Source organism: Micromonospora sp. WMMD956, from assembly GCF_029626125.1.
Lineage (GTDB): Bacteria > Actinomycetota > Actinomycetes > Mycobacteriales > Micromonosporaceae > Micromonospora > Micromonospora carbonacea.
Genome location: NZ_JARUBI010000005.1, coordinates 5,351,065 through 5,371,068 on the forward strand (window position 1 = coordinate 5,351,065; position 20,004 = coordinate 5,371,068).

General features: G+C 74.3%; 18 protein-coding genes. 12 read left to right on the forward strand and 6 right to left on the reverse strand.

Going from position 1 to position 20,004, the window contains the following annotated elements:
• The first annotated feature begins 21 nt into the window (after positions 1-21).
• Complete coding sequence (locus O7628_RS23470; protein ID WP_278133700.1) at positions 22-954, forward strand: NAD-dependent epimerase/dehydratase family protein; 933 nt, start codon at positions 22-24, stop codon at positions 952-954.
• A 5-nt stretch (positions 955-959) separates the two neighbouring features.
• On the forward strand, positions 960-1,412 hold the full coding sequence (locus O7628_RS23475) for an acyltransferase (RefSeq protein WP_178064141.1): 453 nt from the start codon (positions 960-962) through the stop codon (positions 1,410-1,412).
• Between the two features lie 19 nt (positions 1,413-1,431).
• Here the strand turns inward: O7628_RS23475 and O7628_RS23480 are convergent, their stop codons facing one another.
• Both O7628_RS23480 and O7628_RS23485 read right to left on the reverse strand, forming a co-directional pair.
• Positions 1,432-2,175: an SDR family NAD(P)-dependent oxidoreductase gene (locus O7628_RS23480; protein WP_278133702.1), complete on the reverse strand. Its 744-nt coding sequence runs from the start codon at positions 2,173-2,175 to the stop codon at positions 1,432-1,434.
• Positions 2,168-2,407 carry an acyl carrier protein gene (locus O7628_RS23485; RefSeq protein WP_178064143.1) on the reverse strand — a complete coding sequence of 80 codons (240 nt, stop codon included), beginning with the start codon at positions 2,405-2,407 and terminating at the stop codon, positions 2,168-2,170. Before O7628_RS23485 ends, O7628_RS23480 begins: the two co-directional genes overlap by 8 nt.
• Before the next feature lie 371 nt (positions 2,408-2,778).
• Between O7628_RS23485 and O7628_RS23490 the strand changes: the two genes are divergently transcribed.
• The 4 genes from O7628_RS23490 to O7628_RS23505 all read left to right on the forward strand — a co-directional run bounded on the left by O7628_RS23490 (position 2,779) and on the right by O7628_RS23505 (position 7,787).
• Positions 2,779-4,008, forward strand: a complete 1,230-nt coding sequence (locus O7628_RS23490; protein ID WP_178064144.1) for a glycosyltransferase family 4 protein — start codon at positions 2,779-2,781, stop codon at positions 4,006-4,008.
• Positions 4,005-5,426: an AMP-binding protein gene (locus O7628_RS23495; RefSeq protein WP_278133705.1), complete on the forward strand. Its 1,422-nt coding sequence runs from the start codon at positions 4,005-4,007 to the stop codon at positions 5,424-5,426. Before O7628_RS23490 ends, O7628_RS23495 begins: the two co-directional genes overlap by 4 nt.
• Entirely contained in the window at positions 5,423-6,472 is a 1,050-nt protein-coding gene (locus O7628_RS23500) for an acyl-protein synthetase (RefSeq protein WP_278133707.1), read from the forward strand. Before O7628_RS23495 ends, O7628_RS23500 begins: the two co-directional genes overlap by 4 nt.
• Positions 6,473-6,548: 76 nt before the next feature.
• Positions 6,549-7,787, forward strand: a complete 1,239-nt coding sequence (locus O7628_RS23505) for an acyl-CoA reductase (RefSeq protein ID WP_278133709.1) — start codon at positions 6,549-6,551, stop codon at positions 7,785-7,787.
• Positions 7,788-7,805: 18 nt separating this feature from the next.
• Here the strand turns inward: O7628_RS23505 and O7628_RS23510 are convergent, their stop codons facing one another.
• Complete coding sequence (locus O7628_RS23510) at positions 7,806-8,885, reverse strand: lysylphosphatidylglycerol synthase domain-containing protein (RefSeq protein ID WP_278133710.1); 1,080 nt, start codon at positions 8,883-8,885, stop codon at positions 7,806-7,808.
• Positions 8,886-9,089: 204 nt separating this feature from the next.
• Between O7628_RS23510 and O7628_RS23515 the strand changes: the two genes are divergently transcribed.
• The 4 genes from O7628_RS23515 to O7628_RS23530 all read left to right on the forward strand — a co-directional run bounded on the left by O7628_RS23515 (position 9,090) and on the right by O7628_RS23530 (position 15,641).
• Complete coding sequence (locus O7628_RS23515; RefSeq protein ID WP_278133713.1) at positions 9,090-10,190, forward strand: DegT/DnrJ/EryC1/StrS family aminotransferase; 1,101 nt, start codon at positions 9,090-9,092, stop codon at positions 10,188-10,190.
• Complete coding sequence (locus tag O7628_RS23520; RefSeq protein ID WP_278133714.1) at positions 10,187-11,149, forward strand: Gfo/Idh/MocA family oxidoreductase; 963 nt, start codon at positions 10,187-10,189, stop codon at positions 11,147-11,149. Before O7628_RS23515 ends, O7628_RS23520 begins: the two co-directional genes overlap by 4 nt.
• Before the next feature lie 157 nt (positions 11,150-11,306).
• Positions 11,307-13,652, forward strand: coding sequence for a DUF6077 domain-containing protein (locus O7628_RS23525; RefSeq protein WP_278133716.1), 2,346 nt, complete (start codon positions 11,307-11,309; stop codon positions 13,650-13,652).
• Between the two features lie 246 nt (positions 13,653-13,898).
• Positions 13,899-15,641 (forward strand): CDP-glycerol glycerophosphotransferase family protein, encoded by a 1,743-nt coding sequence (locus tag O7628_RS23530; protein WP_278136391.1) that lies wholly within the window; start codon positions 13,899-13,901, stop codon positions 15,639-15,641.
• A gap of 58 nt (positions 15,642-15,699) precedes the next feature.
• Here O7628_RS23530 and O7628_RS23535 read toward each other — a convergent pair whose 3' ends face one another.
• On the reverse strand, positions 15,700-16,242 hold the full coding sequence (locus O7628_RS23535) for an acyltransferase (RefSeq protein WP_074475829.1): 543 nt from the start codon (positions 16,240-16,242) through the stop codon (positions 15,700-15,702).
• 159 nt (positions 16,243-16,401) lie between these two features.
• Complete coding sequence (locus O7628_RS23540) at positions 16,402-16,740, reverse strand: DUF952 domain-containing protein (RefSeq protein WP_278133717.1); 339 nt, start codon at positions 16,738-16,740, stop codon at positions 16,402-16,404.
• A gap of 150 nt (positions 16,741-16,890) precedes the next feature.
• Here O7628_RS23540 and O7628_RS23545 point away from each other — a divergent pair, with 150 nt between their 5' ends.
• Both O7628_RS23545 and O7628_RS23550 read left to right on the forward strand, forming a co-directional pair.
• A complete protein-coding gene (locus O7628_RS23545) occupies positions 16,891-17,547 on the forward strand; it encodes a response regulator transcription factor (protein ID WP_074475831.1) in 657 nt (218 codons plus the stop codon).
• Between the two features lie 10 nt (positions 17,548-17,557).
• Complete coding sequence (locus O7628_RS23550) at positions 17,558-18,979, forward strand: HAMP domain-containing sensor histidine kinase (protein ID WP_278133719.1); 1,422 nt, start codon at positions 17,558-17,560, stop codon at positions 18,977-18,979.
• Between the two features lie 64 nt (positions 18,980-19,043).
• On the opposite strand, the gene O7628_RS23555 is transcribed toward O7628_RS23550, so the two are convergent.
• Complete coding sequence (locus O7628_RS23555; protein WP_178064155.1) at positions 19,044-20,000, reverse strand: TAXI family TRAP transporter solute-binding subunit; 957 nt, start codon at positions 19,998-20,000, stop codon at positions 19,044-19,046.
• Positions 20,001-20,004 lie beyond the last annotated feature (4 nt).

Sequence of the window (20,004 nt, forward strand, 5' to 3'; positions counted from 1 at the left end):
TCAGGAAGGACATCGCACGACATGTCGAAGCAGACCGTCTTCATCACCGGGGGTGCGGGCTTCATCGGCCTGCACGTGGTGCCGCTCCTGCTGGACAAGGGCTACCGGGTCCGCATCTTCGACAACATGTTCCGCGGCGACCGGGACCAGGTCGCCAAGCTGGCGGCCACCGGCGACGTCGAGCTCGTCGACCAGGACGTGCGCTACGGCGGCGCGGTGCACGCGGCCATGAAGGGCTGCGACCTCGTCGTCCACCTCGCGGCGGTCTCCATCAACAAGAGCCAGGCCGACCCGTACGAGTCGATCGACATCAACATGGTCGGCAACCACAACGTCTTCGCCGCCGCCGCCGACCATGGCGTGAAGCGGCTCGTGTTCGCCTCCTCCGCCTCCGTGTACGGCGATCCGAAGAAGCTGCCGATGCACGAGGACGACCGGCTCGACCCGCTCACCCCGTACTGCATCTCGAAGCGGGCCGGCGAGGACCTGCTCGCCTTCTACCAGCGCAGCAAGGGCCTCAACTGGATCGCCCTGCGCTTCTTCAACGTGTACGGCCCCGGCCAGAAGCCGACCGCGTACTACACCTCCGTCATCAACCACTTCGTGAAGCGGCTGAAGACCGGCCAGCCGCCGGTCATCGACGGTCGGGGCGAGCAGTCGATGGACTTCATCCACGTCCACGACATCGCCCGCTCGGTGGTCGCCGCGCTGGAGGCCGAGCAGGGCAACGTGCCGGTCAACATCGGCACCGGCATCGACACCTCGGTCGCCACCCTCGCCGAGATCCTCATCAAGGCCGTCGGGGTGGACGTCGAACCGCAGTTCAACCCGCGCGAGGTGCTGGTCAGCCGCCGGGCGGCGGACATCACCCGGGCCCGCGAGGTGCTGGGCTGGGAGCCGACCATCGCAGTCGAGGACGGGATGACCGACCTGATCAAGGTCGAGGTGGCCTGACGCGCGTGCCTGCCGCAGAACTGCCGCCCAACCGGTGGCATGCGCACGCCTGGGTCGTTGGCGACCCGGTCGTCGGCGAGGGAACCTGGATCGGCGCCTTCACCGTCGTGGACGGCTCCGGTGGGTTGACCATCGGGGCCGGCTGTGACATCTCCAGCGGGGCGCAGATCTACACCCACTCGTCGGCCAGGCGCTGCGTGTCGGGCCGGGCCTACGCCACGGTCGACCGTGCTCCGGTCACCATCGGCGACCGGGTGTTCATCGGGGCGAACGCCACGGTGATGATGGGCGTGACCATCGGCGACTCGGCCGTGGTCGCGGCCGGTGCCGTGGTCACCCGGGACGTGCCCGCCCGGACGGTGGTCGCCGGGGTTCCCGCCCGTCCGGTTGCCCGGGTCGAGTTCGCCGCCGACGGCACGCCAGACTTCGTGGCCATCGACGGCGCGGCAGCCGGCTGACGCGGGCCGACCGACCGGGTCAGAGCACCAGGCCGCCGTCGACGCCGAGGACCTGTCCGGTGACGAACGCGGCATCGTCGCTGAGCAGAAACCGGATGACCCGGGCGACATCCTCCGGGCGCCCCAGCCGGCGTAGTGCGGTGTCTGCCACCCGCTGCTCGATCAGCTCAGCCGGCAGGTCGCGAATCAGGTCGGTGTCGATGAGCCCGGGCGCGACGGCGTTGACCCGGATGCCGCGCGGCCCGAGCTCCTTCGCCGCCGACCTGGCGATCGCGGCCACCGCCGCCTTCGACGCCGCGTACGCGGTTTGGCCTGCGCTGCCGCGTTCGCCCAGGATGGACGCGAGCAGGACGATCGAGCCGCCCTTCTTGCGCAGCATCACCCGGGCGGCGGCCTGCACGGTGGAGATCGTGCCGGCCACGTTGGTGTCCAGCATCCGGGCGACCAGGTCCGGTTTGATCATGCCGATCGGCGCGTTCTCCAGCACGCCCGCGTTGGCCACCAGCGCGTCGATCCGGCCGTGCCCGGACGCGATCGTCCGGAACACCGCGCCGACCTGCCCAGGATCGGTGACGTCGAGGGCGAGGCCCTCGACGGCGCCGATCTCCTTCGCCGCACGCTGTGCCACGTCGCCGGCGCGGCTGGTGACGATCACCGAGGACCCGGCGGCGACCAGCGCTTCGGCGGTGGCCCGGCCGATTCCTCGGGCGGCACCCGTCACCACTGCCACCCGCCCGTCGAGGGCGTGCGCAGACTCAGGCACGGACGCCCATCCCGGCCAGCATGTCCAGGGCGACCTTGAAGCTGCTCATCTCGATGACCTGTTCGGTGTCGAGCTGGACGTCGAACTCCTCCTCGATCGCTGCCACGAGGGTCATGTGGCCCAACGAGTCCCACTGTTCGATCTCGCGGTACCTGAGGTTCTCCACGTCCACCTCCCCGCCCAGTTCCAGAGCCTCGACGAAGACGGCGCGGAGCCGGTCGGACAGCGGCACGGGTTGCTCCCTACTCAGCAGCGGTGACTGTGGCCCAGGCGTGGTCCGGCGGCTCGCCACCGCCTGGACCGGTCTGGTTACGGTCGGCCAGCCTACTGGAGGGACCGGCCGACCAACGGCTGCCAGACGCGCTGCCCACAGGCGTTCGCCCAACGTTCTTCCGCACGTCATCGACGGTGCCGGCGGAGTCGGCCACTCTCGTTGCGGGGACGGTTCGGCCACGCCGGGGCACCGGGTCGGTCCACGGTGACCCGCCCGGGGTTGCGGTAGCGTGGCGCGGTGCGCCGGAACCGTCCCGACCGATACCCACACGTGTCCAGGTCTTCCTCCGGTCACGCCGTCCCCCACCGGAGCTGACAGGAGCCACCACCGTGCGGATCGCTGTTGTCAACAACTTCTTCCCGCCCCGGCCGGGTGGCAGTTCCCACCTGTCCGCATCACTGGCCGCCCGGTACGTGGCAGCCGGTCACGAGGTGCTGGTGCTGACAGCGGCGTACCAGGACGCGCCCGCCGAGGAGGAGCGCGACGGATACCGGGTGGTCCGGCTGCCCGCGATGCCGATGCCGCAGCTCGGCCTGTCGATCGACTTCGACATGGCCTTCGCGCTGGCGCGCCCGGCCAACCTGCGCCGCGTGCGCAGGCTGCTGGACGGTTTCCAGCCGGACGTGATCCACCAGCACGGTCAGTTCTTCGACCTGACCTGGCTCTCCGGCTGGTACGCCCGGCGGAACAAGATTCCCGTGCTGCTGTCGGTGCACACTCGGTTGGAGAGCCCTGACCCCAAGTACACGGCGCTGTTCAAGGCCCTGGACCGGTTCCTGGTCAAGCCGATCCTGCGCAGCTACCGCCCGCGCTACGTCATCATGGACGAGCTCTGCGGGGCGTACTGCGAGCAGCGGTACCTCGCCACCCCCGACGAGTTCGAGTACATCCCCGTCGCGGTGGAGCCGAGTCGGTTCGAGGCGCCCCCGACGCGCGACGTCCGGGCCGAGTACGGCATCGGTGACCAGCCGCTGATCGTCTCGCTTGGGCACGTCATCCCGCTGCGCCACCGGCTGCCCCTGATCGAGGCGCTGCCGACGATCCTCGACAAGCACCCGCAGACCAAGGTGATGATCGTCGGCCGGATCTACTACGACGCCTTCGTGAAGCGGGCGGCCGAGCTGGGGGTGACCGACGCGATCGTCACCACGGGCGTGGTGCCACCGGCGGACGTGCCGTCCTTCTTCGCCGCCGCCGACATCGTCACCCACGACCTCCAGGGCACCGGCTTCGGCACGGCCAGCCTGGAGGCGATGGCGGCCGGTCGGGCGACCATCGGCACCATCACCGAGACCAACTTCCCGGCCGTCGAGCTGCGCAACTGGGAGAACTTCGTGCTCGCCCGGCCGAACGACGGGCCAGACCTGGCCGAGGTGGTGATCCGGCTGCTCGACGATCCGCAGGAGCGGGAGTGGATCGCGAAGGCGCAGCGGGAGCTCGTGCACGCCAACTTCACCCTCGACGTGGTGGCCCGGCGGCACCTTGAGGCGTTCGCCCGGATGACCGGAGCCCCGCTGCCCCAACTCGACCCGCCCAGGCCGGAGGAAAGGCCCGCATGAACCTGGTCGCCCCGAGCGCCCGGCTGATCGACGCCGCCACGGGCGTCGTCCTCGGCGGCGCCGACCTCGCCGCCGAGGTGGGTCGGCACGCCGCCGCGTACGCCGGGTTCCCGCCCGGGGTGGTCTTCGCCCGCAGCGGCACGTCGGTGCCGGCGGTGCTGCGCTACTTGGGCGCGCTGCGCGCGCAGCGCCCGGTGGCGCTGCTCGACCCGGCGCTGGACCCGGCGGTGCTGGCCGACTTCGTCCGGCGGTTCTCCCCGGCCGTGGTGGTGGGCCTCGCCGAGGGCGGCGCGGGCGCGGACCCCGGCGAGCGGCCCGGGGACTACCGCGCGGTCGACGACGGGGTGCTCGGCCCGGTGTGGGTCCGCGAGCGGGCCTGCGCCGACCGGCCGCACCCGGATCTCGCGGTGCTGCTGGCCACGTCCGGCTCGACGGGGGACCCGAAGTTCGTCCGGCTCTCCCGCGCCGCCGTGGAGTCCAACGCGGCGGCCATCGCGCGGGTGCTGGCCATCGGCCCGGACGAGATCGCCCCGACCAGCCTGCCGCTCTACTACAGCTTCGGCATGTCCGTGCTCAACAGTCACCTCGCCGCCGGGGCGACCGTCCTCGTGGTCGACGGCGGCGTGCTGGCCCGCGAGTTCTGGCAGGCCGTCTCGACCTACGGCGCGACGTCGCTGGCCGGGGTGCCGCACAACTACGAGATGCTGCACAAGATCCGGTGGAGCCCCGCGAAGTACCCGACGCTGCGCACCCTCACCCAGGCCGGCGGCAAGCTGCGCGACGAGACGATCCTCGCCTTCCACGCCAGGATCGCCGAGGCGGGCGGCCGGTTCCACGTCATGTGGGGCTGCACCGAGGCGGGCCCCCGGATGAGCACCCTGCCGGCCGACGCGCTGCCCGACCGGGTCGGCTCGGTCGGCCCGGCCCTGCCCGGCGGCTCGTTCACGGTGCTCGGCCCCGACGGCGCGGAGACCGACCGTCCCGGCGTGGTCGGCGAGCTGGTCTACCGCGGCCCCAACGTCATGATGGGGTACGCGGAGAGCGCCGCCGACCTGACCCGCGGCGACGAGCAGGGCGGGGTGCTGCGCACCGGTGACCTGGGCTGCCTCGACGCCGACGGGTTCGTCTGGCTGCGCGGCCGGCTCAAGCGGTTCGGCAAGGTCTTCGGCATCCGGGTCAACCTGCACGACATCGAGGAGTTGGCCCGCGACCAGGGGCCCGTCGTCGCCGTGTCCGGCCCGGACCGGGTCGTGGTCTTCGTCGAGGGCGGCACCGACGACGGCGCGCGGGCCCTGGCGGGGCGGCTGGCGGAGCGGCTGCGGCTGCACCGGTCCGGCTTCGACGTGCGGGCCGTCGAGCGGTTGCCGCAACTGCCCAACGGCAAGATCGACTACCGCTCCCTGGAGGCGCTGGTATGAGCCTGTTCGCCCTCGACCAGGCGACCCGCGAGGCCCGGCTCCTGCCGGAGCTGGTCGAGCTGACCGAGCACCACCGGGCCCGCAGCCCCGAGTACGCCCGCCTGCTCGCCTCCCTCGGCCACCTGCCCGGCCGCCGCTACGACCGCGTCGCCGACCTGCCCTGGCTGCCGGTGCGGCTGTTCAAGCACCACGTCCTCAAGAGCATCGGCGACGACGAGGTCTTCAAGGTCCTCACCTCCTCCGGCACCACCGGCGACGTCAGCCGGATCTACCTGGACCGGGAGGCGGCGGGCGTGCAGCAGAAGATGCTGTCGGCCACGCTGGGCGCGGTGATCGGCACGAAGCGGCTGCCGATGTTGCTGGTCGACACGAGGGCCCTGTTCAAGAACCGCACGTCGTTCTCCGCCCGGGGCGCCGGGGTGCTGGGCCTGATGAACTTCGGCCGCGACCACACCTTCGTCCTCGACGAGCAGGAGCGGCCCGACCCCGACGCCGTGCGCGACTTCCTGGGCCGCCACGGCGACCAGCCGTTCCTCATCTTCGGCTTCACGTTCATGACCTGGCTCTACCTCTACGAGCTGGCCCGCGAGCACCGGTTCGACCTGAGCAACGGCATCCTGATCCACAGCGGCGGCTGGAAGAAGCTGGTCGACCGGGCGGTCGACAACGCCGAGTTCCGCCGCCGCTTCACCGCCGACACGGGCCTGACGCGCATCCACAACTTCTACGGCATGGTCGAGCAGATCGGCACGACGTTCCTGGAGGGGCCGGACGGCGGCGGCCTCTACTGCCCCGAGTTCGCCGACGTCATCGTCCGCGACCCGCACACCTGGGCGGAGGTGCCCGTCGGCACCCCCGGGGTGGTGCAGGTGGTCAGCACGATGCCCCGGTCGTACCCGGGGCACCTGCTGCTCACCGAGGACCGGGGCGTCGTGCACGGCGTCGACGACGGGGCCTGGCCGGGCAAGCGGTTCTCCATCCTGGGCCGGCTGCCCCGCGCCGAGGCGCGCGGGTGCAGCGACACGTTCGCGGAGGCGGCGGCATGAGCGGGTGCGACGAGCGGATCGCCGGGCGGGGCGCGTCGGCGTCCCGGGCCGGCGTCGGGCGCGGCGGGGTGCGGGCATGAGCGGCAAGGTCGTCGAGCGGTTCCCGGCCGGCGGCGCGACCGCCGTCGACGACCTCGTCGCCGCGCTGCGCGCGGTGCCGGCCGGCGGCCCGCTGACCGTCGGCGACGACCGGATCGTGGAGTTCCTGGTGGCGTTCGCCCGGCGGCTGCTGCGCCCGGCGGTGGCCCGCCGGCACCCGGAGCTGGCCTCCCTCGGCTTCTTCCTGCGCCGGGGCGAGATCGCCAAGACCCTCGCCCGGGTCGCGGACGAGCCCGGCCAGCTCCGCTTCCCCCGGGGGCTGGTCTTCCACGTGCCGCCGGCGAACGTCGACACCATCTTCGTCTACTCGTGGGCGCTGTCCGCGCTCGCCGGCAACGCCAACGTGGTGCGCATCTCGTCCCGGTCGGCGGGCGCGGCCGACGCGGTGCTCGACGCGCTCGGCGACACCCTCGCCGACGCCGACGACGTGGTGCGGCAGACCCAGCGGATGGTCACGTACGGGCGCGACGACGCGGTGACCGCCGCGCTGTCGGCCGCGGCGGACCTGCGGGTGATCTGGGGCGGCGACCGGTCCGTCGGCGAGATCCGCCGGCACCCGCTGGCCCCGCACGCCCGGGACCTGACCTTCCCGGACCGCTCGTCGTTCACGGTGATCGGGGCGGCCGGCTGGCTCGCCGCCGCCGAGGCCGACCGCGACGCCGCCGCCCTCGGCCTCTACAACGACGCGTACTGGTTCGACCAGGCGGCCTGCGCCTCGCCCCGCGCCGTCTACTGGGTCGGCGACCCGGCCAGCACCGGGGCCGCCCGCGCGGACCTGCTGTCCCGGCTACGGAGGGTGCTCGACGGCAAGCGGCCCGAGGTCGACGCCGCGATGGCGGTGGAGAAGCGGGTCGCCACCTACGGCCTGGCCGTCGAGGGGGCGGCCACGGCCATCCACTTCGACGGCAACGACCTGGCGACGGTGGAGCTGGCCGGGCCGGGCGACCTCCCGCGCCGCTGGCTCGGCGTCGGCACGTTCCCGCAGGCCCGCGTCGACAGCCTGGCCGACCTCGCGCCGGTGGTGGTGCGCCGTGACCAGACCGTCACCCACTTCGGGTTCGCCGCCGACGAACTGGTCGCCTTCGCCCGCGCGCTGGCCGGGCGCGGGGTCGACCGGATCGTGCCGGTCGGCGACGCGTTGAGCTTCGCCGCCACCTGGGACGGCTACGACCTGATGCGCGAGTTCACCCGGATCACCAGCGTCGTCACCCGCTGACCTGCACCTCCCGGCCTCCTAACCGGCGGGGGTGGCGGACGTCTCCGTCGGGGCGTCCCGGCGGAGCTGACGCACCCCGGACAGGGCGGCCAGGCCGGCGGCGAGCACGTCGGCGATGGTGAAGATGAGCCGGGACGCCAGCGCGATGCCCATCGCCGCGCCGACGCCGCCGTTGCCGTTTAGGAACGGGGCCAGCGCGGCGACCAGCACGGCCTCCCGCACGCCGAGCCCGGAGGGGGAGAGGAAGGCGAACATGCCGACGGTCATCGCGATGGCGAACGAGCCGACGCTGCGCAGCAGCCCCTCCACGCCGGGGGTGGCCTGGGCGTTGGCGAGCAGCCACAGGTGCACGCCGAACAGGGTGTAGCCCAGCGCGCTCCAGCCCACCACCCGCGACACGCCCGGCCAGGTGAGGCGGTGCGTCAGCGGCGGGCGGCGCAGCACCTTCAGGGCGAGCTGCACCAGCGCGGTGAGCACCCGCGGCACCGCGCAGACCAGCGCGACCGGGAACAGCGCCGCCACGATCCACAGCGCGACCCGCACCGAGTCGGCGTACGTGGAGTCGCCGCCGCCGGCCGCCTCGCGCAGCGCCGGCAGGCTGAGCAGGCCGAGGCCCAGCGCGGCCGTCACGCCGAGGCCCACGGAGACCAGGGTGGCCAGGAAGGCGCGGGCCCGGGGCAGGCCGGCCCGCCGGCTCAGCTCGACCTGGAGCACGTACGCCCACACGCTGCCGGGGATGTACTTGCCGAGCTGGCCCACCAGGCAGATGCGCAGGGCGGCGGGCACGGACACCCGGTGTTCCAGGTCGCGCACGGCGGCCCGCCAGGCCATCGTGTTGGCCACCATCCCGGCGAGCGCCGCGAGGACGGACAGCACCACCGACTGCCAGGCCAGGCCCAGCCACGTCGACCGGACCTGCGGCCACTGGTCGACGACGCTCCAGGCCATCCCGGCGGCGATGGCGACGACGACGGCGACGCGGACACCCAGCGACAGCCACCGCCTCAGCGGGCCGGTCGGTGCGGCGGGAAGACCGTCGTCGCCCGGCTCCGGGGCGCCGGAAGTGACGACATCCTTCCGCGGGACGGTCTGGACCATGCGTTACGTGCCTCCGCGTCGCGTTTCGTCCGTAGCGGAAAGTGAGGACGGACCGGGCAGGGCACTACACTAGCCCAGGCCCCGCGCCCCCACTCGCTCGGCGCGCCCGCGCGGAATTCCTACCCCGACGCCGGCCACCGCCCGTCGTGTCGACCTCCGCCGCTGTTACCGTGCTCGCTGCCACCGACCCCGAGGAGACGTGCTGTGATCCCCATTTCCGTCGTGAAACTCGACGAGAAGGCCGAACAGCTGGCGGTGGAGGTGATCCGCTCCGGCGTGCTGGCGCAGGGCCCGATGGTGGCCCGGCTGGAACGCGAGTTCGCCGACCTGGTCGGGGTGGGGCACGCGGTGGCGGTCAACAACGGCACGACGGCGCTGGTCGCCGCCCTGGAGGTGCTCGACCTGCGGCCCGGCGACGAGGTCGTGACGAGCCCGTTCACGTTCGTCGCCACCCTCAACGCGATCCTCGAGGCCGGGGCGACCGCACGCTTCGCCGACATCCGCGAGGACGACTTCTGCCTGGACCCGGCGGCCCTCGCCGCCACGCTCGGTGCGCGTACCCGGGTCGTCATGCCGGTGCACCTGTACGGCCAGCCGGCCGACATGGGCGCGATCGTGCCCCTGGTCGAGCGGCACGGCCTGGGCCTGGTCGAGGACGCCGCGCAGTCACTCGGAGCGACGGTCGGCGGGCGGGGGGCCGGCAGCTTCGGCCTGGGCGCCTTCTCCCTGTACGCCACGAAGAACCTCACCACCGGCGAGGGCGGCATGATCACCACCGACGACGCCGTCCTCGCCGACCGGCTGCGGGTGCTGCGCAACCAGGGCATGCGCCAGCGCTACCAGTACGAGGTCGCCGGCCACAACTACCGGCTCACCGACCTGCAGGCCGCGCTCGGCATCCCGCAGCTCGCCGGCTACGCCGACACCGTCGCGCGCCGCCGGGACAACGCGGCCCGGCTGCACGCCGGCCTGGCGGACGTGCCGGGCCTGCGCCTGCCGGCCGAGCTGCCGGGCCGGACGCACGTCTGGCACCAGTACACCGTCCTGGTCACCGACGCCGCGCCGGCCAGCCGCGACGAGGTGGCCGCCCGGCTGGGCGAGCAGGGGGTGGGCTGCGGCGTCTACTACCCGAAGGCGGTCTACGACTACGACTGCTACCGGGAGCACCCCCGGGTGGTCGCCGACCCCGCCCCGGTCGCCGAACGGGTGGCCCGGCAGTGCCTGTCCCTGCCGGTGCACCACCACCTCGCCGACGGCGACGTCGACCGCGTCGTCGAGGCCGTGCGCAAGGCGGTGGGCGCGTGACCGCCCCGGTGCGCTTCGCCCTCGTCGGCACGGGCGTGATGGGCGCCCTGCACGCGCGGGTCATCGCCCAGTCCGACCGGGCCCGGCTGGTGCGGGTCGTCGAGCCCCGCGAGTCCGTCGGCCGGGCGGTGGCCGACCGGTACGGCGCGCGGTGGGCGCCCGACGGGTCGGACCTGTCCGACGTCGACGCGGTCGTGATCGCCGCCCCCACCGAGTTCCACCACGCGCTCGCCGGTGAGGTGCTCGCCGCCGACAAGCCGTTGCTGATCGAGAAGCCGGTCTGCGGCAGTCTCGCCGAGACCGAGGACATCGTGGCCACCGCCGAGAAGCGGGGGGTCCCGCTGGTGTGCGGGCTGCTGGAGCGGTTCAACCCGGCGGTGCTCACCGCGCTCGCCCTCGTCGACAGCCCGGTGCACCTCACCGTCACCCGGCACTCACCGTACGCGCCGCGGATCCGCACCGGCGTGGCCTGGGACCTGCTGATCCACGACGTGGACCTGGCCGTCCGGGTGTTCGGCGGGCAGGAGCCGACCGACGTACGCGGGGTGCTGGGCCACTTCCACCCGTCCTCGCTGCCCGGCGCGGAGGACGTCGCCGAGGCCCTGCTGACCTTCGGCGGCGCGGCGCTGGCCAACGTCTCGGCGAGCCGGATCGGCCAGCGGAAGGTGCGGACGCTGGTCGTGAGCGAGGTGGACCGGCTGATCGAGGCGGACCTGATCCGGCGGGACGTCACCATCTACCGGCACGTGTCGCTGGACGCGGCGACGCCCGACGGCCGGGGCTACCGGCAGCAGAGCATCATGGAGGTGCCGGAGCTGGTCTCCAACCGGGAGCCGCTGGCCGCCCAGCTCGACCACTTCCTCGACCTGCTCGCCGGCGTCGCCGACGCCGACGCCGAGCGGCGCTCGATCCTCCCGGCGCACCGGGCCGTCGGCCGGCTCTTCGCCGACCAGGCCTGACCTGCGGGGCCAGGCTGGAGGGCATCGTGTCGCCGGCCCGGCCGGCGATCACGTTCGGGTAGGCTTGCCCACCGTGCGCCCGGCCGGCCGCCGCCGCCCGCCGAGGGTGAGCCCCGGCGGCCCGCCTTCCCACTCGACAGAGATCAAGGAATCCCCTGTGCCGAACGTCGCAGACGACGCCCTGGCAGTGGAGGACCAGCGCGCGCCGGAGGACCTGCCCCGCGCCCCGGACGACCAGCCCGAGACGCCGCAGGACCCGCCCGGCACGCGCGAGCCCCAGCCGGAAACGCCCGACGACCGCCCTGCGGCGCCGCGGGACGAGCCCGGCACACCGGAGGACGAACCCGCGACACCGCAGGATCCGCCGGGCACACCGCGCGACGAGCCCGCGACACCGGGCGACGAGCCGGTCGCGCGCGACGAGGCCGCCGACCCGACCGGGGAGCGGTCCGCGCCGCAGGGGACCCCCGACGCACCGACCGCCTCCGCGTGGCGGTCCTTCCCGCGCCGGTTCGGGGCCGCCTTCGGCGCCCTGCCGCGCCGGATCACCGACGCCGCCGTGCTGGCGTTCGCGCTGTTCACGGTGATCTACCACGCGGGCTTCCTGGCCGAGCTGCGACCGTCGGTGATGTTCGTGAGCTGGCTGTGGTGCTGCTCCGCGCTCGCCGTCCTCGCCGTGGTGCTCGGGGTGGTCCGCGCCGTACGGCGTCGCCGCGCCGTGCCGACGCCGCCGGCCGCCCCGGCCGGTCCCGCGCCGGCGGGCAGGGGGCGCTGGTGGTGGCTCGCCGTCGGCGTGGTCACCGCCGGGCTCGGCATCGCCGCCGCCGTCACCGCCGGCATGGGCGGGCTCGCGTCGTGGTGGGTGCCGACCGGTCTGGGGCTCGCCGCGTCCGTCGGCGCGGCGCTGCTGGCCCGCCGGGCGTGGCTGGCCCGCACCGGCCCGCCGGAGCCCGCCGCCACCGGCTGGCAGGCGCTCTTCGCGCTGCTCGTCTCGGCCGGGGTCGCGGTCTCCTCGCTCTACATGGCCCGCAACAGCAAGGACGACGTCTTCTACCTCGGCAAGTCGGTGTGGGTGGCCGAGCGGGACGTCGTCCCGGTGCGGGACTTCCTGTTCACCGAGAACGTGGCCGCCCCGCTGAGCACCCAGCCGCCGACCGCCTCGATCGAGGTCTTCGCCGGCGCGCTGGCCCGGTTCCTGGGCCTGCACGCCGCCGACGCCACCTGGTTCGTGCTGCTGCCGGCCCTGGCCGTGCTCGCGGTGCTGGCGCTGTGGCGGCTGGTGCACCGCTGGGCGCCCCGCCGCCCGGTGCTGGCGTTCGTCGTGGCCATCACCTACCTCTACCTGGTGGTCGGCTCGGACGCCGCGCTCGGCACCTTCCACCTGCCCCGGCTCTACGAGGGCAAGGGCATGTTCGTCTCGGCGGTCGTCCCGCTGATGTGGGTCTACCTGACCGACTGGTTCGAGTCCCGGTCGAGGTGGAAGCTGTTCCTGATCGCCGCGCTCTCCGTGGTGGCGACCGGCCTGTCCACGACGTCCGCGATCATCCTGCCGCTGCTGGTCGGCTCGGCCGGCCTGGCGATGCTCCTGGTGGGTCGGTGGGGAGCGGCGCTGGCGGCGGGCGTCGCCGCGCTGGCCTACCCGGTCGGCGGGGTGCTGGTGTCCCGGCTGGTGCTCGGGCCGGTCGCCAGCGCCGGGGGCGAGACCCAGTTCTTCGACGCCGAGGGCACCTACCGCCGCACCCTGCTGGTGGGCGTGCTCGGCGTCATCGGCGGCCTCGCCCTGTGGCTGGCGCCCCTGCTCGTGCGGGGGCGGGTGCCCCGGCTGCTCGCCGCCGGCGCGGCGCTGACCATGAGCGTGCTGTTCGTGCCGGGCGTGCTGGAGGCGCTCGCCGACGCCAGCGGCGTGGCGGCGGTGCTGTGGCGGGTGCCCTGGATCCTCGCCCTGCCCGGCCTGATCGGGATCCTCTGCACCGTCCGGCTGCCCCGGCTGCCGTGGGTGTCCCGGCTGGTCGGCCTCATCGTCGCCAGCTCGCTGATCTTCTGCTTCGCGACGTTCGGCGTGCCGATGTGGAGCAGGGACAGTTTCACGGAGGTGGCGCCGCGCCCGCTGTGGAAGCTGCCGCAGCAGCGCCTGGAGATCGTCCGGTGGATCGAGGGGCTGCCCCGCGAGCCGGGCCTGCTGCTCGCCCCGTCGACGCTGATGCGGGTCGCCCCCGTCGTCAGCAGCCGGCTGCGGGTCGTCATGCCCCGCGACGGCTACCTCGTCGAGTACGACCAGAACTCCGACTTCGTCCGCGACCGGCTGCGGTTGGCCGCGTTCGCCGACGGCACGGCGATCGCCCCCGACGCGGAGGTGAAAGCGTCCATCGAGCGGCTCGACGTGACTACCATCTGCGTCTACTGGGTCAACCTCGAGGCCAAGGCGACCCTCAAGCGGCTCGGCTACGAGATGTACGCCCGGCGGTTCGCCCCCGGCTCGGTCCGCTGCTTCCGCCAGCCCTGAACGGCCGGTCCCCGACCCGTCCGACGGCGCGGTCGGGGGCCGATCGGGTAGCAACGGGACGAAGCCCGTAATACCCGAATATGGCTCGCCGTTCGTCTCGCGTTAAGGTCTGAGGGCGAGTGGGACCAGGACGACGCACGGGGGGTTCCCGCCGCTAGCCGCACTGAACGAGGAGGCCGGTCCCGCACGGGGCCCGGCCTCGTCGCCGATCTCGTTGGGGGAGAGTAACCGTTGTTCGGCAAGTTGATGGGACCGGCGGGCGTGGCCGCTCGCGGGGCCGTGCTGCTGCTCTTCTACCTGATCGCGCTCGCCGCGGGCGCCCTCGGCGCGGTCTGGGTGTTCGCGGTGGGCGGGATCGCCGCGATCGCCGGTGAGTTCGCCCTCGCCCGCTGGTCGGCGCCCACCGTGACGCTGCTGGAGAAGGTCGGCCTCGGCCGCGGCTACCGGCAGCTCACCCGCGACCTCTCGGCCGTGCTGCTCGTGGTCTCGGCCATCCGGCCCGGCTCGGTCGAGCTGACCACGATCCTGCTGCTGCCCGCCGTGACCTGGGTGATCGCGGTCTTCGCCGGGGCGCTGAACCGCATGATCGACCGGCGTAACCCGGTCTCCGCGCTGGTGCGCAACATCGACCTCGGCCCGATGCGCTCCGCGCCGCGCCCGCCCGAGTGGGCGGCCGGGGTCGCCGGCGAGCGACTCGCCATGGTCAACATGCTGCTGGTCCCGGCGGCCGTGCTCTCGGCGGTGTGGGACGACGCCGCGCCGATGCTGGCCGGCGGGGCCGCCGCCGTGCTCGCCGCCGCCGTGGCCGGCGGCATCGTCGCGCTGACCTGGCTGCGGGGCCGGGGCACCGGCAAGAGCACGGTGCTGCCGGCGGTGCAGAAGTGGCTGGACTCCTACCGGCCCGAGGTCGCCCTCTACTTCGCCGGGCCGGCGAAGGACGTCTACCAGGCAAACATGTGGCTGGCCCCGACCGAGGCCCTCGAACGGCGGGCCGTGGTGCTGATGCGCAGCCGGGAGGCGTTCAACGAGCTGGCCGACACCCGGCTGCCGGTGATCTGCGTGCCGGCCGGGGTGGACTTCATGAACCTGGAGCTGGGCAGCATCCGCGCCACCATGTACGCGGCGAACGTCGGCGCGAACATCCACATGCTCCGGGAGCCGGGCATGAAGCACGTCTTCGTGGGGCACGGCGACAGTGACAAGCAGGCCAGCGTCAACCCGTACAGCAAGGTGTACGACGAGGTGTGGGTCGCCGGCCTGGCCGGCCGGGAGCGGTACGCGCGGGCCGGCGTCGGCGTGCTGGACGCCGACATCGTCGAGATCGGACGGCCGCAGCTCGCGGGCGTGCACACGTTCGGCTCGGAGTCGCCCGACCGGCCCTTCACCGTGCTCTACGCGCCCACCTGGGAGGGGTGGCTCGACGACGACCCGTACCACACGTCGCTGGTGCTGATGGGGGAGCGGATCGTCCGGGGCCTGCTGGCCTCCCGCCCGTCGCTGCGGCTGATCTACAAGCCGCACCCGCTGACCGGCACCCGGTCCAAGGAGGCGAAGGCCGTCCACGAGCGGGTGGTGCAGCTGATCGGCGCGGCCGGCGGCGACGTCGCCGCGACCTCCCTCGACGGCCCCCGGCACCGGGTCGTGACCGGCCGGGTCCCCGCCCTGTTCGACTGCTTCAACCAGACGGACCTGCTGATCAGCGACATCTCCAGCGTGGTCTCCGACTTCGTGCAGAGCCAGCGCCCGTACGTGGTGGCGAACCCGAGCGGGCTGCCCGAGGACGACTTCCGCCGCAACTTCCCCACCGCGCGGGGGGCGTACCTGCTGTCGCGGGACTGCGGCGAGCTGGAGAAGATCGTCGCGGTCACCCGGGCCGGCGACGACCCGATGACCGAGGCGCGCCGGGACCTGAAGGTCTACCTGCTCGGCCCGGACGAGCCGAACTCGATGGACCGGTTCCGGCAGGAGATCGGCCGCCTCTGCGGCTGACCGGCGACGCCACGTGAAAGGGGGCGGCACCTGCCGCCCCCTTTCGTCGTGCCGGCGGTCAGTCGGGGCGGCGTGGGCTGGTCACGTCGCGGGAGACGACCTCGCCCTTCTCGTCGACCCATCCCTTCGGCCGCGCCGGGTTGCCGGCGACGAGCTGGTAGGGCGCCACGTCCCGGGTGACCACCGCACCGGCGGCGACCATCGCGTGCTCGCCGATCTCGACCCCGCAGACCAGGGTGGCGTTCGCCCCGATCGACGCGCCCCGGCGGACCAGCGTCGGGGTGACGGTCCAGTCCGGGTTCTGCGCCCGGGGGCGCAGGTCGTTGGTGAAGACGGCGCACGGGCCGACGAAGACCTCGTCCTCGATGGTCACCCCCTGGTACACCGAGACGTTGTTCTGGATCTTCACGAGGTCACCGACGGTGACGCCGGCGTCGACGTACACGTTGCGGCCGATCACGCAGCCGGCGCCGATCCGGGCGCTGGACCGGATGTGGGCCAGGTGCCAGACCTTGGTGCCGTCGCCCACCCGGGCGCCCTCCTCCACGTCGGCGCTCGGGTGGACGAAGACGGGGTCGGGCCGTTCGGTGGTGTCAGTCATCCTTCAACTCGCATCGCTCGGGGCGCCGGGCGCCGGCGGTGGACGCGGCGGGACGGCGGCGGGTGCGCCGCCGCCCGCGCCGGATCGGGGCTGCCGCGCCCGGCGGCGGGCTCGGCGGCCCCGGCCGGGGCGTCGGCCGGGAGTGAGCATAGCGAGCGGTCAGCCCAGCAGACGCGCGACCGCGTCGGCGGCCGGCACGTCGGCCGGCAGGGTGTGGGCCTCGACCACGGCGGTGAGCGGCAGCGGACCGTACAGGTGGGGGAAGAGCTCGCCGCCGCGCGACGGCTCCCAGCGCAGCGCCGCGCCGAGCGCCGCCGGGTCGACGGCGAGCAGGGTCAGCCCGGTGACGCCGGCGAAGTGCCGCCGGGCGGTCTCGACCAGTTGGCCGGCGGCGGAGAGGTGGACGAACCCGTCCTGGCGGTCCACCGCCGAGCCGGCGAGCTGCCCGGCGGCGCGGGCGGCGTCCCACTCCGCGCCGGTCAACAGTTTGTAGATCATGCCGGCAGCCTACGGCCGGGGCAGCCCCGGCGGGCCGCGACCGGTGGGCCGCGCGGCACGGACGCACGGGGACTGACCGGGCGGCCCTCCCGCCCGGCCCGCACGTCTGCGACCATTCCACGGTCGAGAACGAGGAACCGGGGAGGCGGGTTGCGCATCCTGCTGGTCGAGGACGACCGTCGGGTGGCCGCCGCCCTGTCGTCCGCCCTGACCCGCCGCGGCTACGAGGTGGAGCACGCCGCCACCGTCGCGGCGGCGCTGCGCGCCGCGCCGTGTGACCTGGTGCTGCTCGACCTGACCCTGCCCGACGGCGACGGCACCGACCTGTGCCGCGCCCTGCGCCGGCGCAGCGCCCAGCTCGGCATCATCGCCGTCACCGCCCGGGGCGAGGAACGCGACCGCGTCCTCGGCCTGCGGCTGGGCGCCGACGACTACGTGGTGAAGCCCTTCTCCATGGTCGAGCTCCAGGCGCGGATCGAGGCGGTGCTGCGCCGGGCCGCGCACGCCGCCCCGGAGCGGGACGTGATCGAGGCGGGACCCGTGCGTATCGACGTCGCCGCCCGCACCGTCACGGTCGCCGGCCGGGAGGTCACCCTCACCCGCAAGGAGTTCGACATCCTGGTGTCGCTGGCCCGGCAGCACGGGGTGGCGGTGTCCCGCGACCGGATCCTGCTGGACGTGTGGGGCACCACCTGGGCCGACCGGCACACCGTGGAGGTGCACGTCGGGTCGCTGCGCGGCAAGCTGGGCGACCCCCGGCTGGTGGAGACGGTGCGCGGGGTCGGCTACCGGCTGCGCGGGGAGTGAGGGGAGCCCCGTGCGTCGTCGGCTGGTCATCAGCTACCTGCTGCTGATGGTGCTCGTGCTCGTCGCCCTGGAGACCCCGCTCGCGGCGACCCTGGCCACCCGGGAGACCGACCTGGTGCGCGCCGACCGGCTCGCCGACGCGACCCGGTTCGCCTCGCTCGCCGGGCCGGCGCTGCGCGGCGGCGTGCCTGGGCCCATCGGCGGCGAGCTGGGCAGCTACGACGAGCTGTACGGCATCGGCGCGGCGGTGGTCGACCGGGACCGCCGCACGGTGGTGGCGTCGCGCAGCTGGCGCTCCGGGGCCGGCACCGAGTCGGCGCTGGACAACGCGCTGGCCGGGCAGCAGTTCAGCGCCCCGGGCTCGGTGTGGCCGTGGGCGGACGGGCCCGTCGTGGTGGCGGTGCCGATCAACGACGGCGGCGAGGTGCTCGGCGCGGTCGTCATCACCACCCCGGCCGGCGCGCTGCGCCGGACCGTCACCGCGTGGTGGCTGCTGCTCGCGGCGATCGGCACCGTCGCCGTGCTGGCCTGCGTGCTCACCGCGTTCGGGCTGGCCGGGTGGGTGCTGCGCCCGGTCACCGAGCTGGACGCCGTCACCCACGAGATCGCCGAGGGGGACCGGGGGGCCCGGGTCCAGCACCGGCTGGGCCCGCCGGAGCTGCGCCGCCTGGCGGCGAGCTTCAACAACATGGCCGACGTGGTGTCCGACGTGATGGACCGGCAGCGGGCGTTCGTCGCGCACGCCAGCCACCAGCTGCGCAACCCGCTGACCGCCCTGCGGCTGCGGGTGGAGGAGCTGGGGCCGAGCCTGGCCGATCCGCAGGGCCGGGCCGAGCACCGGCTCGCGCTGGAGGAGACCGACCGGCTGGCGCTGCTGCTCGACGCCCTGCTCACCCTGGCCCGCGCCGAGCGCGAGGAGAACCAGCGGGTCACCGTCGACGCGGCGGCCGTGGCCGCGTCCCGGGTCGCCGCCTGGCAGCCGCTGGCCCGGCACCGGTCGGTCACCCTCCGCCTGGCCGGCGCCGACGGCCCGGCGCACGCCCGGACCGTGCCGACCGCCGTCGACCAGGCGCTCGACGCCCTGATCGACAACGCGGTGAAGTTCAGCGGCCCGGGCGGCGAGGTGACGGTGAGCGTCGGGCGCGCCGACGGCGGCATCGCGCTGGAGGTCCGGGACACCGGCCCGGGCATGACCCTCGACCAGCTCGACCGGGCCACCGAGCGGTTCTGGCGGGCACCGGAGGTGCAGAACGTCGACGGGGCGGGGCTCGGGCTGACCATCGTGGCGGTCCTCGTCGACGCCTCCGACGGCCGGCTCACCATGCGGCCCGGGCGGCCGCGCGGGCTGGTCGCCGGCCTGTGGTTTCCGGCCCCGGACGCCGCCGACGCCGCCGACGCGGCACCCGCGCCCGCCCCGGCCGACGCCGGCTGACCGGCCCGAGGCCCGCTGGGTGCCGGCTGACCGCCCCCCGGCCGGCCGACCGCCCCGGCCGGGGTCAGGGCTTGGCCGACCGGTACCAGGCGGCGGCCCCCGGATGCAGCGGCAACGGGGCGGTGGCGATCGCCGACCGGGGGCTCATCCGGCCGGCCGCCGGGTGGGCCGCCGCCAGCTCCGCCCGGCGCTCCATCAGCAGCCGGGTCACCTCGCGCACCAGCGGCTCCGGCAGGTCCGCCCGGACCACCAGGTAGTTCGGGTTCGCCACGGTCGTGACCGGCTCCACCCCGTACACGGAGCGGGGGATGTCGCGGGACACGTAGACCTCGCGGTAGCTGCGCCGCAGCGGCTCGGTCCACTCGCCCAGGTCGACGATCCGCACGGCGCTGCCGGCGGCGAGCTCCCCGACGCCGCGCACCGGCAGCCCGCCGGAGAAGAAGAACGCGTCGACGCGGCCGGCGCGCAGCGCGGCGACCGAGTCGTCGAGGCCGAGCCGTTCCCGGCGCACGGCGTCGCCGCCGAGGTGGGCGACCTCCAACAGCCGGGTGGCGGTGACCTCCGTGCCGGAGCCGGGCGCGCCGACGGAGACCCGCCGGCCCCGCAGGTCGGCCACCGAGCGCACCGGGCCGCCGGCCATGGTCACCAGGTGCAGCAGGTCGTCGTAGACCCGCGCGACCGCCAGGACGCTCGGGTGCTCCTCCCGGTCGGTGGGCAGCACGTCGGCCTGGGTGAAGCCCAGCTCGGCCTGGCCCGCGCCCACCAGGCGCATGTTCTCCGCCGAGGCCGCCGTCACCACCACGCTCGCCCGCACCCCGGGCAGCTCCCGGTTGAGGATGCCGGCCAGCGACCGGCCGAACGCGTGGTAGACGGCGGTGGGGCTGCCGGTGGCGATGCGGATCGGCACGGGTTCGCCCGGCGAGTCCTGGCAGGCGGCGAGCCCGGGTGCCGCCGCGACCAGCACCAGCAGCAGCGCGGCCACGCCGGCGGCGCGCGGGGGCACAGTCCAGCTACGGCTCACCCGG